Source organism: Streptomyces sp. NBC_00887 (assembly GCF_045207585.1).
In genome coordinates this window covers 5379797-5394548 of record NZ_CP108788.1, presented here as the reverse complement: position 1 = coordinate 5394548, position 14752 = coordinate 5379797, and the positions used below count along the sequence as shown (strand labels likewise).

Sequence of the window (14752 nt, the reverse complement as noted above, 5' to 3'; positions counted from 1 at the left end):
GAACGGCCAAACGTCCAGTGTGCCGCATCGGGGGCGTGAGCGGGTGAGTCGTGTGACCGATCAGTCGGGAGACCTCCGCGCCGGGCCCGGCGCGGAGGGCCCGGTGGCTACGGTGTCGCGTCGTCGGCCAGTTCCGCGACGCCCGTGATGCGGTGCAGCGGGTACGTGCGGACCTCGTCGGCCGTGTGGTCGTACGCCGTGACGAAGCCGCCCTCGACCTTGACCGGCGCGATCACGCGCTGGCTGGCCGCGCCGTCCGCGTTGACGTAACCGACCCAGACCGCGGACCCGGTCATCGCCGCGGCCTGCACCGTGGCGAGGGTCTCGGCGGAGGTGGTGCGGGGGAGGGAACCGGCCGCGGCCGTGTCCTCGGAGTCCTTGTGGACGGCCCTCGCCGCGGAGTCACCGGCCCTGATGGCCCGTACCGCCGCGGTCAGCAGGGTCGCGTCCGGCACCGGCGGCCCCTCGGGGACGGGGGCGGGTGCCGTGCGGGGCGGGGTGCGGCGGGCGCCCGCACGGGTGATCAGGACGTCGCCCTCGGCGGATTCGGCGGCCGGGGCGTACCCCATCTCGCGCAGTCCCTCCAGCAGCGAGCCCGGATCGGTCTGCGCGGCCAGGACCGTCGGCGCGAGGCGGCGCAGCCGCAGGGTGGCCGAGCGCTTGTCGGCCAGGATCTCGTTCAGCACGGCCTCGTCGTCGCAGCGCACGTACGCGGAGGCGGCGCCGATCCGCAGATGGCCGTGGCGGCGGGCCACGTCGTCGATGAGGTAGCTCAGCGGCTGCGGCACCGGGGTGCGGCTGTGCGTGGCGAGGAAGGCGTGCAGGTCGGACGCGGCCTGGCCGGCGTCCAGGGCGCGGCGTACGGAACCGGGCGTGAAGCGGTAGACCGTCGCACCGCCCTTCGACTCGATGTCCGCGAGCACCGAGAGCATCTCGGCGAGCGGGCGCTCCAGAGGGCCGGGGGCCACGGCCGTCAGGTCGGCCTGGAGCAGTACGTGGTCGAGGGGCTCGGGGATGAGCGGCGCGAGACGGGCGGCGGCCTCGTCCGGGCCCTGTTCGAGCAGCGCCCGTGCCTGGGAGGAGAGCGCCCCGCGGCCGGTGATGCCGAGCAGCTCCGCCTCGTTGACCGTCCACAGGGCGATCCGGGAGCGCAGGTCGGAGGTGTCCCCGGGGGCCGGTGCCGCGCCGGACGCGCCCGAACGGAGCGGCCGTTCCCAGCGGAGCCGGGCGAGCAGGGTCTGCGGGTCGGGGGCGGTGCCCGGGGGGAGCGAGGAGAACAGGGCCAGCACCCGGTGGCGTACCTGGGGCGCCGCCGAGCGGTCCAGCTCGGGGCCTAGTGCGGAGAGTGCCCGGCCCTTGGCGTCCTGGCCGCCGACCAGTCCCGCGGTGCGGGTGGCGGCGAGCCAGGCGGCGGCGAGGTGGGTCCAGCGGTCCTGCGCGGGGAGTTCGATCCAGTCGTCGTACGCGGGTGTCGCCGCGTACCGCTCGTCGGTCTCCCCGTCCGGGGCCAGCAGCCCCGCGGCGTACGCGAGTTCGACCCAGAAGGCGGCGATCGCCTCGGAGACGTCGAGTGCGCTCGCGACCCGCTTCAGCTCGCGCACGCTCAGGCCGCCCGCCCGGAGGATCGCCGGACCGCCGTTGTTCCAGAGCTTCAGCAGCTCCTCGATCGTGGACAGGGCCGTGTGTGCCTGGCCGGCCGCGGCTCTGTCCACAGCCTGGGGATCGCGCTCGGCGGCGGGGGCGAGGGCCGGGGGCACGGGTTCCGGTACCCGGTGGGCGCGCCCGGCCCGCAGGTGCAGCGCGGCCTCGCGCGGCAGTACGACGGTGCGCGTCGACACGGGCAGCAACAGCCCCCGGTCGCGCAGCCACTGCACGGGCGGGGTGGGGTTCGGCGTCACTTCACCGTAGGGCGGGCCCCACACCAGCCGGTCCAGCACGGACAGCGCCTCGACGGGGGCGGTGTCCAGGAGGTCGGCCATCCTGGTCCGGTCCGTGAAGAGGCCCGTCAGCGAGGCGACGGCGGAGACCGGGTCGTGGGTGGCGGGCAGCCCGGCGGCGGTCAGGATCTCCTGCAGCCTGCCCGGCGACATGCCGGCCGTCGCCTCGGAGACGGTCGGGCCGAGACCGGTGGGCGAGGCGTGCTGCGGTGACGGGGCGAGCAGCTCGCGTGCGGTGCGCACGAGGTGCAGCCGCTCCTCCTCGCCCCAGACGAGGGCCTGTTCGCGCAGGTTCGCGAGGGCGCCCGGCAGCGCCGCGGTGATCGCGGCCCCGGAGTCGTCGCGCCCTGCGCCGTCCCCCTCGCCGTCACCCGTGAGGAGTGCGAGCAGGGTGCCGTACGGCGCCGGGTCCGGCGCCACGGCCAGGGCTTCCGCGGTCTGCAGGGCGAACCGGTCGAGGTGTTCCAGCGCGCGCACGACGGAGGCGCGCGTGCCGGCCCGTGTCGCCAGCTGGGTGATGTCGTTCGGCACGGGGCTGAGCAGGTCGGGGCGGGCACGCAGCAGCCCCGCCAGCGATTCGTCGCCCCGGGCGCGCAGAGCTTCGGCGAGCGTGCGCGGTGGTGTGGTCGTCCCCATCCGTCCCACGGTAGCCCCTGGAACGCTACCGTCGGGGCAGGGCGGTAGAGGGAGAACGATCGCGTGGGGATCGAGAGCGACCAGCTTGTCTACGACTATCTGAGCCGGGTCGGTGACCTGGCTCAGCAGCAACAGCTGTCATCGGGCGCCCGGATGAGGCTCGTCTCGACACTGCGGGGCGAGATCGACCGGCAGCGCGGCACGGACGGATCGGACTCTCCGGCGGTGGTGCGGCGCATCATCGGCAGACTCGGCACACCGGCCGAACTGGTCGCCGCGGCAGCCGAGTCGGGCGACGGGGCGGTGTCCCTGCCCTCACCGCGGGCGGGGTCGGAGCCGGCCGCGGCGGAGCCGCGCGGGGTTCCCAGGCCACGGCGGGGGCCGCTCCGGAAAGACGCGTTGCGCAAGGGCGCGTCGGACGGGCGCGAGGCGCAGGAGGAGACCGGGGACACGGGGCCGGTGCCCGGCTGGCCCTCGGCGTCCGCGCCGCACATGACGGGGCTGGCCGAGGCGGGTCCCCTGGGCGGTGAACCCGACTGGTGGCGGATCGAACCGGGACCGTTCGGCGAGGGCACGTCGGTGCCGGGGTTCGTGGGTGGACTGGAGCGCCCGGAACTGCTGCGGCCCCCGCGGCCGGAGGAGGAGAGGCCCGGGGCCGACGAGGCGGCCGAAGCACCCGGGAAGGTGGCCGAGGAGGCCACCGTCGTACCCCGTACGAGGCGCCTTCGGCTCCGCCGCCGCACGGTGGCCGCGCCCGCTCCCGCCGCCCCGGAGCCCGTCGTCGCGGCGAGGACGCCCCGCTTCGCGCATCCGTTCCTGCTGTTGTCCGCCGCGCTGCTGGTCGCCGGTGCCGTACTGGGGTCCTGGGTGGCCCTCGCGGGCGGCTGGCTGCTCGCGTACAGCTCGCGCAAGCTCTCGCGCACGGAGGCGAAGTGGGTCGCGATGGGGCTGCCGGGTGCGGTGGCGGCCGGGGCCCTCGTCTGGCTGTGGGGGCGCATGGAAGGGCGCTGGGGGCAGCCCATCGCGGAGGGTGCGATGAAGGACGCGATGTCGGACGTGTGGCCGGTGGTCGTCCGTACGGCGGCGGTGGCCTCCGCGCTGTACCTGGTGTGGCGGTCCCGGAGGCTGTCGGGCTGAGGTGCGGCGCGGGTCCCCCGCACCCGTCGGCACAATGGCCTCATGCCCTCACACGCCCCGACGGTCGGCTTCGACCTCGACATGACGCTCATCGACTCCCGCCCCGGCATCAAGGCCAACTATCTGGCCCTCTCGGCCGAGACCGGCGTCCCCATAGACGCCGATCTGGTGGTGAGCCGGCTCGGACCGCCCGTCGAGGACGAACTGGCGAACTGGTTCCCGGCCGACGCGGTCGCGGCGACGGCCGACCGGTACCGCGAGATCTATCCGCAGCACGCGATCACGCCGACGTTCGCCATGCCCGGCGCGCGGGAGGCCATCGAGGCGGTGCGGGCTCTCGGCGGACGGGCGGTCGTCGTCACCGCCAAGTACGAGCCGAGCGCCAAGCTGCACCTCGCGCACCTGGGGATCGAGCCGGACGCGGTGATCGGCAGGCTCTGGGCCGAGGCCAAGGCGGAGGCGCTGGTGGAACACGGGGCGCACATCTACGTCGGCGACCACACCGGAGACGTGCGCGGGGCGCGCGCCGCGAACGCCCTGGCGGTCGGCGTCACCACCGGTCCGTGCGACGCGGAGGAGCTGCGCAGGGCGGGCGCCGACGTGATCCTGCCAAATCTCACCGCGTTCCCGGCCTGGCTGCGGACCTACGCGGAAGGCGCCTGACAGGCCCCGTTAGCGGGCGGCGGCGCGCTTCGGCGAGTTCTTCCACGCCGACCGGACCACCCCCGCCGCGGCGATCAGGAAGCCCAGCCCCATCAGCATGCACACGGCATAAGCGACAGAGGGGAACGGATCGGTACCCAGGAACAGTGGGGCCACGGTGACCAGCGTGGCCAGTGCGCCGATGAAGAAGACGATCGCGCCGACCTGTACGAGCCGGTCGCCTGCGCCGGAAGGAGTAGTACTCACCCGGCCAGGGTAGTTCCCAGCTCGGCGGAACCATTCGGCGACGTCTTGTCTCCGGCTCCTGGGCCATTAGCCTTGGACCCGGCGGGTCATGGAGACCCGCTGTACTGCTATCCGGAGCCGTTTCACGGCTCTCCCGCGCACCGACGAGTACGAGGACGAGGACAGACGTGCCCACGGGTAAGGTCAAATGGTTCAATTCGGAAAAGGGCTTCGGCTTTCTTTCGCGCGACGACGGCGACGACGTCTTCGTCCACTCGTCAGTACTCCCGGACGGCGTCGATGCCCTCAAGCCGGGACAGCGCGTCGAGTTCGGCGTGGTCGCCGGCCAGCGCGGTGACCAGGCGCTCTCCGTCGTGATCCTTGACCCCACCCCGTCCGTCGCGGCCGCACAGCGGCGCAAGCCGGACGAGCTGGCGTCGATCGTGCAGGATCTGACGACCCTGCTGGAGAACATCACGCCGAGTCTCGAGCGGGGCCGCTACCCGGACAAGGCCGCGGGCGCGCAGATCGCGGGCCTCCTGCGGGCGGTTGCCGACCAGCTCGACGTCTGAGCGGGCACGGACGGACGAGTCGCGCCGCCCGTTGTCGTCAACGGGCGGCGAACGCCAGTGCGTCCGGGGCCAGCGGCGGTACGAGACCCTCCGCCGCCGCCCGGGTCAGCAGGCCGCGGATCGCTGCGTAGCCGTTCTCGCCGAGGTCGGCGGTGAACTCGTTGACGTAGAGCCCGATGTGCTGGTCGGCCACGGCCGGGTCCATCTCCTGGGCGTGCTCCAGGACGTAGGGACGCGACTGCTCCGGGTCGTCCCAGGCCATCCGCACCGACGTGCGGATCGCGTCCGCCAGCTCCTGGAGCGCACGCTCCCCCAGGGACCGCTTGGCGATGATCGCGCCGAGCGGGATCGGCAGACCGGTGGTCGACTCCCAGTGCTCGCCCATGTCGGCCAGGCTGTGGAGGCCGTAGTTCCGGTACGTGAAACGCGCCTCGTGGATCACGAGCCCGGCGTCCACCCGGCCGTCGCGCACCGCGGGCATGATCTCGTCGAACGGCAGCACGACGATCTCGCCCACGCCGCCCGGCACCACCTCCGCCGCCCAGAGCCTGAACAGCAGGTACGCGGTGGAGCGCTCGCTCGGGACGGCGACGGTCCTCCCGGTCAGGTCGGTACCCGGCTCCTTCGTGAGGACGAGCGGCCCGCAGCCGCGCCCCAGCGCACCGCCGCACGGCAGCAGCGCGTACTCGTCGAGCACCCATGGCAGGACGGCGTACGAGACCTTCAGGACGTCCAGTTCGCCGCGCTCGGCCATGCCGTTGGTGAGGTCGATGTCGGCGAAGGTGACCTCGAGGGCGGGCGCGTCGGGGACCCTTCCGTGCGCCCAGGCGTCGAAGACGAAGGTGTCGTTCGGGCACGGCGAGAAGGCGATGCGCAGCTTCGAGGGCTGTGCCTCACCGGCGGGGTCAGTCACGGTTTCGGTCACGTCGGTCATGGTGGGTCCAACCTTCCACTACGGGTGCGAGCTTCCCGAACGCCCCGGTGAGCGCGGCCAGGGCCTCACCGATGCGCCAGGTGTCCCGGTCACGCGGTCCCACGGTGTTCGAGACGGCCCGGAGTTCGAGCACCGGTACGCCGATCCTGTCGGCCGCTTCCGCGACACCGAAGCCCTCCATGGCCTCGGCGACGGCTCCGGGATGTGCGGCCAGCAGCGCGGCGGTACGGGCCGCGCTGCCGGTCACGGTCGAGACGGTGAGCACGGGACCGGGGACGGCACCGGTGGCGGCCGCCACCTCCCGTACGAGGGTGTCGGGCGGCAGGAGGACGTCCCTGCCGAAGCCGAGACCGGTGACGGGCACGAAGCCGTCCGGGGTCTCGGCGCCCAGATCAGCGGCGACGATGCCGGTCGCCACGACGAGGGAGCCCACGGGGGCGGCGGGAGCGAAGCCGCCGCCGATGCCCGCCGAGACGACGAGGGAGTACGGCTCGGGCGCGGCGGCCAGGGCGAAGGCCGCGGCGGCTGCCGCGGCGGCCGGACCGACACCGCCCGCCAGGACGTCGAAAGGACCGGCGCGGTGCACCTCGGCGCCCGACACGTCACGTACCTGTGCCTGCCCCCCGAACGCGCGCGTGACCGCGTCCCGTTCGGCAGGGACAGCGGTCACGACAAGCACCCGCACAGCGGTGGTCCTCGGAGATCCAGGGGGGTTCAGGGGGTCAGGACGTCTTCTCGAGCTGGAAGTGCCAGACGCCCGTGAGCTTCTGACCCTCCGCCTCCACGATGCTGATCTGCGTCTTGTCCGACGGCGTCTCGCCCGTCTGGCTGGCGAAGAACGCGCTGCCCGGGATGGACCGGTAGGTCTTCTCGTACGGCTCCTGCTCGGCCTGCTGGCCGTTGATGAACAGGGTCCAGCCGACGTCCGCGATCTCGGGGTCGACGCCGAAGCGGACCTTGTCGTCCATCGCGACCTTGACGGACTTCTCCGCCTTCTTGTTGAGGCAGCCCTGGATCTCGGACTCCTTGAGGGGCTTGCCGTCGTTGTAGCAGGCCGCCTCGGTGCTCACCGAGTTGTCGCCGACCGTCACGGTGGCGAGCGGCGTCGGCTTGTCGCAGGCGGACAGGACAAGGAGTCCCGCGGACACGGCACCAAGAGCGACGCCGATTCGACGGCCCTTACCTGAGAAGAACGCAACGGTCATGGGCCGAAGGCTATCGGTCGCCCCGGCTCACGCCACGCGGGGGTGCGGCGAGCCGCGCCGCGCGGCACCCAGGAGACCCCGTACGGAGGCGCCGGCGCCGAGGGCGAGGATGCCGGCCGCGACGGACATGCCGAGTACTCCGTTGAGGGGCAGCGCGATGCCGATGGCGCCACCGACCACCCAGGCCATCTGGAGCAGGGTCTCGGACCGGGCGAAGGCCGACGTGCGCACCTCCTCCGGAACGTCACGCTGGATCATGGCGTCCAGCGACAGCTTCGACAGCGCCTGGGTGAATCCGGCGACCGCTCCGAGCGCGGCGACCATCAGGGTGCTGAAGAACACTGCGGCGAGCACGGCGACTCCGAGGGCCAGCCCCAGCACGGTCGCGACGATCACCTCGGGGCCGCGTGCCTTGAGCCAGGAGCCCACCGCCGTGCCGCAGGCGTTGCCGGTCCCGGCCGCCACGCCGACGATGCCGAGCGACACGGCGGCGCTCTGCCCGGCGAGCGGGTGCTCGCGCAGCAGGAACGCCAGGAAGAAGATCAGGAAGCCGGAGAGCGCGCGGTGCGAGGCGTTCGCCTGGAGGCCGTGCAGGACGGACGGGCCGACGGACCGCAGCCCCGGGGGCTTCTCCTTCTTGTCCTTCTTGGCGCCGCTCTTCGTGCTGCCGTTCTTCCTGGTGCTTCCCCCCGGGCGCGGGTCGGCCGGGAGCTCCTCGCCGTGCGGGACGACGAGGCGGGCCTTGCGCTCGCCCTTCGCCGAGTCGACCTTGTGCGGGAGGGTGAAGGCGAGGACGGTCCCGCCGATGAAGATCGTGCAGGCGCCGTAGAGCGGCCACGCCGACCCGATGCTCTGGAGTCCCGCTCCGATCGGGGCCGCCACGCCCGTGGCCAGCAGGCCGGCGAGGGTGACCCGGGAATTGGCCTTCACCAGCGAGAAGCGGGGTGGCAGCAGCCGGGGCACGACGGCGCTGCGCACGACTCCGTACGCCTTCGAGCAGACCAGGACGCCCAGCGCGGCGGGATAGAGCTCCAGGCCGCCCGTCGCGACGGCGCCGGACATCGTCAGCGCGAGCACCGCCCTCGCGAACATCGCGCCGGCCATCGCCGCGCGGCGGCCGTGCGGCAGCCGGTCCAGGAGCGGACCGATCACCGGGGCGAGCAGGGTGAACGGAAGCATCGTGACGGCGAGGTAGAGAGCGACACGGCCGCGTGCCTCGTCCGTGGGAACGGAGAAGAACACCGTGGAGGCGAGCGCGATGGTGATCATCACGTCGCCCGCGCCGTTGACCGCGTGCAGCTCGATCAGCTTGCCGAGACCGGACTCCCCGGCTCCGTGCGCGTGCGTCGCCTTCCGGATCCCCTTGGCGGTGCCGGTGAACGGGGCGTGCAGGGCATGACCCATCGCCCGGCCCGCCTTGCGGAGCGGACCGGACCCGTCGGACGACCTGGCGGCAGCCACCTGGCCATAGTGCCCCACGCCCCGGCGTTGCTCACCATGATCGGGCGGGGCGCGGCGCGGGACGCCCTGTCGGGTGAGTGGTCCGTGGGGTGCCCCCGAGGGAAATTCTGGCCGGGAGTCGCGGTCGATCCGTGCCGGATTCGCACGGGTTCTGTCCCTCTCCGCCCCTGCTCAGCTGTGGATCCGGTGCTGTTTGGGGTGGGCAGGTGGGCTCGGGGCGGCGGAGAGGGTAGCGTGCGTAACGCGCCACCGGCGGTTGTTCTTGGCCGCGCGCCTGTCCGCGATCCCGCAGAATGGGTGGCAGAAGGCGCGCCCGAGGCAGGCACAACGGGTGTGGACGTCGACGCGGCCCCCAGGTCCGCTCCGCCCACAACTGTCATGGCCGAAATCGGACATCGATGGAGCTGCTGGCGCGCTCGAGACGGCGTATGGAGAGAAGCGAGACCTGTGAGTGCTGCGACGACGCGAAGCCGTACGGCCCGTACCCCCGCCCCTGACCGTTTGTGCGCCGAGGCGGTAGACCTCGCCCGCACCGCGGCCGAGGAGGCCGCCGCGCCCGGAGTGGTCGGTGAACACCTTGCCCTGGTCTCCGAAGGGGACCGGGTCGTCACCCACTATTTCGAGTGCAAGGAACCCGGCTACCGGGGCTGGCGTTGGGCGGTGACGGTCGCCAGGGCCTCCCGGGCGAAGAACGTCACCCTTGACGAAACGGTGCTGCTGCCGGGCTCCGACGCGCTGCTGGCCCCCGAGTGGGTGCCGTGGAGCGAGCGGCTGCGGCCCGGCGACATGGGCCCCGGCGACCTGCTGCCGACCGAGGCGGAGGACCCGCGCCTGGAGCCGGGTTACACCGGCGAGGACGAGCCGCTGCCGAACTCCCCGGTCTCCGACGTGTCCCAGGAGCTGGCGGCCCTCGTCGACGCGGAGGACGCGGAGCTGATGACGCGTCCCGGGGGGACGAGCCGCGGCTCGATCGCCTCGGTCGCGGAGGAGCTCGGCACGCGGCGGGCGCGGGTGCTCTCCCGGTACGGGCTGCGGATGGCGGCCGACCGGTGGGACGAGGAGTTCGGCGCGAAGACACCGATGGCGCAGGCCGCGCCGGCGTCCTGTGTCACGTGTGCGTTCCTCGTTCCGATGACCGGCTCGCTGCGGCAGGCCTTCGGCGTGTGCGCCAACGAGTTCGCTCCGGCCGACGGCCGGGTCGTCTCGCTGTCGTACGGCTGCGGAGGCCACTCCGAGGCCGCGGTGATGCCGAAGCCGCCGAAGCCGGCGCCGCACGCGCTGGACACGTTGCAGGTGGACGACTATCCGTTGCGCCCCGCCGACGACACCGGCTCGGTCCCGGCCCAGGCGGACGGCCCCACGGAGGATCTGGGCCACTCCTGACGCTCCTGGCCGCTCGGGGGTCCGGGTTTGCGGTGGTCGGGCGTCGCGCGGTTCGGGGTGTGCGGGTGAGGGCTTTGTCCTCAAGCGCCGGACGGGCTGGATGTGGTCGGCCGGTCCGGGTCTGCGGTGGTCGGGCGGATCCGGGGCACGCGGATTTTCGGCTTGAAAACGACGTCCTGGGCTGCGTGTTTCAGCCCGTCCGGCGATTGAGGACGGAACCCCTGCTCCGGGACGGGGCCGAGCGGCTGGTGCGCTCACATGGGCAAACCCGGTCGGTCCGGCGCTGAGGACGGAAGCCCTGCCCGTGGAGGCGGCTCCGCTCGCGGTACCTTCGGGCGCACACTGGGCGTCACGGGTCACCGGAAGAGCGGAGTTACGAGCGTGGGCATGAATGCGACCGAGGGGGCCGATCCGTTCGGGACGGCACGGCTGCGGCGCGGCGTGCTCGACGCCTGGGGGGCGGGCCCCGCACGCTTCCGGGAGGACGCCAACGCCGAGGAGGACCTCGTCCTCGGCGGCTACCGCGACCGCCTCGTCATCGAGCTGGCCCAGAACGCCGCCGACGCCGCCGCCCGCGCGGGCGTGCCCGGCCGGCTCCGTCTCACCCTGCACGAGGTGGGTGACACCCCGGCCGTCCTGGCCGCCGCCAACACCGGCGCGCCACTGGACGCGACCGGCGTCGAGTCCCTGAGCACGCTGCGGGCCTCCGCCAAGCGCGAGGGCCACGAATCGTCCGTCGGGCGGTTCGGTGTGGGGTTCGCGGCCGTGCTCGCCGTCAGTGACGAGCCCGCGGTCATCGGCCGGCACGGCGGCGTCCGCTGGTCCCTCGCCGAGGCCCGCGACCTCGCACGGCAGGCCGCCGTGGGCAGCCCCGGCCTCGGGGACGAGCTGCGCCGCCGCGACGGCCACGTACCGCTGCTCCGGCTGCCGCTGCCGGCCGAGGGTGCGGCGCCCGACGGGTACGACACCGTCGTCGTCCTGCCGCTGCGCGACGGCGTCGCCGAGGACCTCGTCGCACGGCTGCTCACCGGCGTCGACGACGCGCTCCTGCTGACCCTCCCCGGACTCGAGGAGATCGTCATCGAAGTCCCGGACGGCGTACGGACGTTGCGCCGCTCGCAGCACGGCCCGTACACCCACGTCGAGGACTCCACGCACGGCACCCACCGCTGGCGCACCGTCGCCCACCACGGCCCGGTCGAGCCCGCCCTGCTCGCCGACCGCCCCGTCGAGGAGCGGCTGCGCCCGCACTGGTCGGTCACCTGGGCGGTGCCGGTCGGTGCGGACGGGGCGCCCGAGAACCCCCGTACCGTCCCCGTCGTGCACGCGCCCACGCCCACGGACGAGCCCCTCGGCGTGCCCGCGCTGCTCATCGCCTCGTTGCCGCTCGACACCACCCGCAGGCACCCCGCGCCGGGTCCGCTGACGGACTTCCTGGTGCAGCGCGCGGCCGACGCGTACGCGGAACTGCTCGCCGCCTGGGAGCCCGTTTCGGTCACCACGATCGCCCTCGTGCCCGGCCCGCTCGGCAAGGGGCAGCTGGACGGTGCGCTGCGGGCCGCGATTCTGGAGCGGCTGCCCCGGATCGCGTTCCTGGAGCCCGCCGCGCCCCGGGACCCGGCCGCCGAGCCCGACCGGTGGGCGGACTGGGAGGCCGTCGGCACGGATGCGCCCGGCAGGGCGACGACCGCGCTGCGGCCCATCGAGGCCGAGGTGGTCGAAGGGGTCGGTGCCGAGACCGTGAAGGTGCTCGCCGAGGTGCTGCCCTGTCTGCTGCCCGCCGGGCTCGAGCGCCGCGTCGAGCTCCGTACGCTCGGCGTCGCCCGCGTCCCGTTGACCGAGGCCATCGACCGCCTGGCCGGTCTGGAACGCGCCCCGGACTGGTGGCGGCGGCTGTACGACAGTCTGGCCGGGGTCGACCCCGACCGGCTCTCCGGCCTTCCCGTACCGCTCGCCGGGGAGGGCTCGACCGACGACGTGCCCCGCACGACCATCGGCCCCCGCCAGGTCCTCCTTCCGCTCCCCGACGCGCTGACCGCTCCCGTCCTCGCCCGGCTGGCCAGGCTCGGGCTGAAGGTCGCCCACCCGGACGCCGCCCATCCGCTGCTGGAGAAGCTGGGCGCCCTGCCCGCCACCCCCCGAGCCGTCCTGACGACCCCGCAGGTGCGGGCCGCCGTGGCCGGCTCGCTGGACGCGGGCGAGATCTGGGACGAGGACGCCCTGGACGGCGACGAGCTCGCCGAGACCGTCCTCACGCTCGTGCGCGACGCGGACCTCGAACCCGGCGACGAGCCGTGGCTGGGGGCTCTCGCCCTGCCCGACGAGGACGGCGAGACCGCGCCCGCCGGCGAGCTCGTGCTGCCCGGCAGCCCGTTCGCCCAGGTCATGCGCGAGGGTGAGCTGGCCCTGTGCGACGGGGAACTGGCCGAACGCTGGGGCGAACAGCCCCTCACCGCCTGCGGGGTGCTGGCCACGTTCGCCCTCGTACGGGCCGCCGACGTCGTCCTGGACCCCGACGAACTCGAGCCCCGCGACAGCGACTTCGCGGAGCCGGACGACGCCGGACTCCTCGACGCCGTCGACGTGTGGTGCGAGGACGTCCTGGACCAGCTGCCCGACACCCCGGTGCCGCCCGTCGCCACCGAACTCGTCGCCGTACGCGATCTGGACCTCGTGGACGACGACGCCTGGCCGCAGGCGCTCGCGATGCTCGCCCGCCCGCCGTTGCGGGACGCGTTGACCCAGCCGGTGCGCATCCTGCTCCCGGACGGTACGACGCAGTCCGTGCGTCCCTACACCGCCTGGTGGCTGCGCGACCACCCCGTGCTCGACGGCCGCCGCCCGGCGGGTCTGCGCGCGGCGGGCGGCGACCCGCGCCTCGCGGGCCTGTACGACGCCGTCGACGCGACGGGCTTCGACGACGCGCAGGTGCTGCGCGCGCTGGGCGTACGGACCTCGGTGGCCGCGCTCCTGGACGAGCCGGGCGGTGCGGCCGAGCTGCTGGGCCGGCTCGCGGAGGAGGAGCGTCCCGTCGGTCCCGTACAGCTGCACTCGCTCTACACGGCCCTGGCCGAGCTGGACCCCGAACAGGTGACGCTGCCCGACGAGTTGAGGGCCGTCGTCGACGACGCGGTGCGGGTGGTCGACGCGGCGGACGCCGTGATCGCCGACGCGCCCGATGTGCTGCCGCTGACCGAGGGGCTCCCGCTGCTGCCGGTCGCTCCGGCCCGTGCGGCCGAGCTGGCGGAGCTGCTGCAGGTACGGCGGCTCGGCGAGAGCATCGATGCGGAGGTGACGACGGAGGGCGAGGAGCACCAGGTGCCCGAGTCGGTGCGGATCCTGCTCGGTGCGGGGACCCCGGACACGTACGTCGAGCACGGCGAACTGCGTGCGGGCGGCGTCGAGCTGGACTGGCGCCGCACTCCGGACGGGGTGGTCCACGCTTCCACTCTGGAGGGCGTGGCGGCCGGTCTCGCCTGGGCGGCCGGACAGTGGCCGCGCCGTTTCGAGGTGGCCGCGCTGATCGAGGACCCGTCCCGCACGGAGGAGCTGGCCCGGGACCGCTGGTTCGACTGAACCATGTGATCTTCACCAGAAAGTCGTTTTGTCGTACAACCATTCACATGCGGACCCCGTCTGGTCTGCTGAGTCACCAGACTCGCAGACCACATGGGGACCGTCGGCCTCACGACGTGCCACGGCCCCCCTTCTCCACTGGGGAACACATGCGTATTCGTGCCACTGTTGCCGTTGCCTCCGGCGCCCTGGCTCTGTCCGCTCTCGGCCTCCCGGCCGCGACGGCCGACGACGGCCGCTCCTGGACGCCCGACTTCGGACTCTCCGCCCCGGAGCGGCCCTCCGAGCGCATGGCCGCCCGTGCGGTCACCGCCGACGACGACCTCAGGATCACCAAGGCGGTCGTCAACGGCGGCAAGCCCATCATCGTGGGCACCACCACACCGAAGAAGGTCACCGTCGCCATCACGGCCACGGACGACTCGGGCATCGCGGACGCCGGCACGATCCTGTGGATCGGCGACGACCTGGAGTCCGAGGACAGCTTCGGCTTCTCGCAGAACGAGGAGGCCGCCAAGTGCACGGCGGCCAGCGCCACGACGTCCACCTGCACGCTCACGGTCACGGTCGACCCGGCATGGCTGATCAACTCCGACGCGACCAGCTGGAAGGTCGGCGCCGCGGTGCTCAGCAACGACGGCCAGGTCGTCCAGGACGACGCCTTCGGCAAGACGAATCTCCAGCGTTTCTCGAAGGTGACCGTCAACGCCGCCCCGGAGCCCGTCAGGAAGGGCTACACCATCACGGTCACCGGCAAGCTGTCGCGTGCCAACTGGGAGACCGGTACGTACAAGGGCTACGCCGGCCAGGCCGTCAAGCTGCAGTTCCGCAAGAAGACCAGCACCACCTACACCACGGTCAAGACCATCAACTCGAGCAGCACCGGTGAGCTGAAGACCACCGTCAAGGCGTCCGTGGACGGCTACTGGCGTTACAGCTTCGCCGGTACGTCCACCACCCCGACCGTCACGGCCGCGGGTGACTTCGTCGACGTGAAGTAGTCGAGGGGCGACACCCTCGCGG

Annotated in this window: 12 protein-coding genes; 6 read left to right on the top strand and 6 right to left on the bottom strand. The window is 73.3% G+C overall.

The genetic code is table 11. The features are described 5' to 3' along the window. Positions 1–107 precede the first annotated feature (107 nt). The gene (locus OG844_RS24605) at positions 108–2573 is read right to left on the bottom strand and encodes a helicase-associated domain-containing protein (protein ID WP_406393115.1); all 2466 of its coding nucleotides are present in this window, start codon (positions 2571–2573) and stop codon (positions 108–110) included. A 63-nt stretch (positions 2574–2636) separates the two neighbouring features. Here OG844_RS24605 and OG844_RS24600 point away from each other — a divergent pair, with 63 nt between their 5' ends. Both OG844_RS24600 and OG844_RS24595 read left to right on the top strand, forming a co-directional pair. Continuing rightward, a complete protein-coding gene (locus tag OG844_RS24600) occupies positions 2637–3710 on the top strand; it encodes a hypothetical protein (RefSeq protein ID WP_406393114.1) in 1074 nt (357 codons plus the stop codon). 42 nt (positions 3711–3752) lie between these two features. Continuing rightward, positions 3753–4373 (top strand): HAD family hydrolase, encoded by a 621-nt coding sequence (locus OG844_RS24595; protein ID WP_406393113.1) that lies wholly within the window; start codon positions 3753–3755, stop codon positions 4371–4373. Positions 4374–4382: 9 nt separating this feature from the next. Here the strand turns inward: OG844_RS24595 and OG844_RS24590 are convergent, their stop codons facing one another. Continuing rightward, a complete protein-coding gene (locus OG844_RS24590; protein ID WP_406393112.1) occupies positions 4383–4619 on the bottom strand; it encodes a hypothetical protein in 237 nt (78 codons plus the stop codon). Between the two features lie 167 nt (positions 4620–4786). Between OG844_RS24590 and OG844_RS24585 the strand changes: the two genes are divergently transcribed. Continuing rightward, positions 4787–5170 carry a cold-shock protein gene (locus OG844_RS24585; RefSeq protein ID WP_329208578.1) on the top strand — a complete coding sequence of 128 codons (384 nt, stop codon included), beginning with the start codon at positions 4787–4789 and terminating at the stop codon, positions 5168–5170. A gap of 37 nt (positions 5171–5207) precedes the next feature. On the opposite strand, the gene OG844_RS24580 is transcribed toward OG844_RS24585, so the two are convergent. Genes OG844_RS24580 through OG844_RS24565 form a run of 4 tightly spaced genes read right to left on the bottom strand, consistent with a single transcriptional unit; the run spans position 5208 to position 8770 of the window. Further along, on the bottom strand, positions 5208–6104 hold the full coding sequence (locus OG844_RS24580; protein WP_406393110.1) for a 1,4-dihydroxy-6-naphthoate synthase: 897 nt from the start codon (positions 6102–6104) through the stop codon (positions 5208–5210). Beyond that, a complete protein-coding gene (locus OG844_RS24575) occupies positions 6076–6789 on the bottom strand; it encodes a futalosine hydrolase (RefSeq protein ID WP_406393109.1) in 714 nt (237 codons plus the stop codon). Before OG844_RS24575 ends, OG844_RS24580 begins: the two co-directional genes overlap by 29 nt. 37 nt (positions 6790–6826) lie before the next feature. Then, positions 6827–7309, bottom strand: a complete 483-nt coding sequence (locus OG844_RS24570) for a DUF2771 domain-containing protein (protein WP_406393107.1) — start codon at positions 7307–7309, stop codon at positions 6827–6829. A gap of 27 nt (positions 7310–7336) precedes the next feature. Next, a complete protein-coding gene (locus OG844_RS24565) occupies positions 7337–8770 on the bottom strand; it encodes an MFS transporter (RefSeq protein WP_406393105.1) in 1434 nt (477 codons plus the stop codon). Between the two features lie 447 nt (positions 8771–9217). On the opposite strand from OG844_RS24565, the gene OG844_RS24560 reads away from it, so the two are divergent. The 3 genes from OG844_RS24560 to OG844_RS24550 all read left to right on the top strand — a co-directional run bounded on the left by OG844_RS24560 (position 9218) and on the right by OG844_RS24550 (position 14730). Beyond that, positions 9218–10153 (top strand): DUF3027 domain-containing protein, encoded by a 936-nt coding sequence (locus tag OG844_RS24560; protein WP_406393103.1) that lies wholly within the window; start codon positions 9218–9220, stop codon positions 10151–10153. 387 nt (positions 10154–10540) lie between these two features. Then, positions 10541–13729: a sacsin N-terminal ATP-binding-like domain-containing protein gene (locus OG844_RS24555; RefSeq protein ID WP_406393101.1), complete on the top strand. Its 3189-nt coding sequence runs from the start codon at positions 10541–10543 to the stop codon at positions 13727–13729. Between the two features lie 149 nt (positions 13730–13878). Next, positions 13879–14730 carry a DUF5707 domain-containing protein gene (locus tag OG844_RS24550; RefSeq protein WP_406393099.1) on the top strand — a complete coding sequence of 284 codons (852 nt, stop codon included), beginning with the start codon at positions 13879–13881 and terminating at the stop codon, positions 14728–14730. Positions 14731–14752 lie beyond the last annotated feature (22 nt).

What these genes read in the sequence shown, in the direction of transcription:
- OG844_RS24550 (WP_406393099.1), top strand. Translation starts at nt 13,879, where the DNA reads ATGCGTATTCGTGCCACTGTTGCCGTTGCCTCCGGCGCCCTGGCTCTG.
- OG844_RS24605 (WP_406393115.1), bottom strand. Translation starts at nt 2,573, where the DNA reads ATGGGGACGACCACACCACCGCGCACGCTCGCCGAAGCTCTGCGCGCC.
- OG844_RS24580 (WP_406393110.1), bottom strand. Translation starts at nt 6,104, where the DNA reads ATGACCGACGTGACCGAAACCGTGACTGACCCCGCCGGTGAGGCACAG.
- OG844_RS24570 (WP_406393107.1), bottom strand. Translation starts at nt 7,309, where the DNA reads ATGACCGTTGCGTTCTTCTCAGGTAAGGGCCGTCGAATCGGCGTCGCT.
- OG844_RS24555 (WP_406393101.1), top strand. Translation starts at nt 10,541, where the DNA reads ATGAATGCGACCGAGGGGGCCGATCCGTTCGGGACGGCACGGCTGCGG.
- OG844_RS24595 (WP_406393113.1), top strand. Translation starts at nt 3,753, where the DNA reads ATGCCCTCACACGCCCCGACGGTCGGCTTCGACCTCGACATGACGCTC.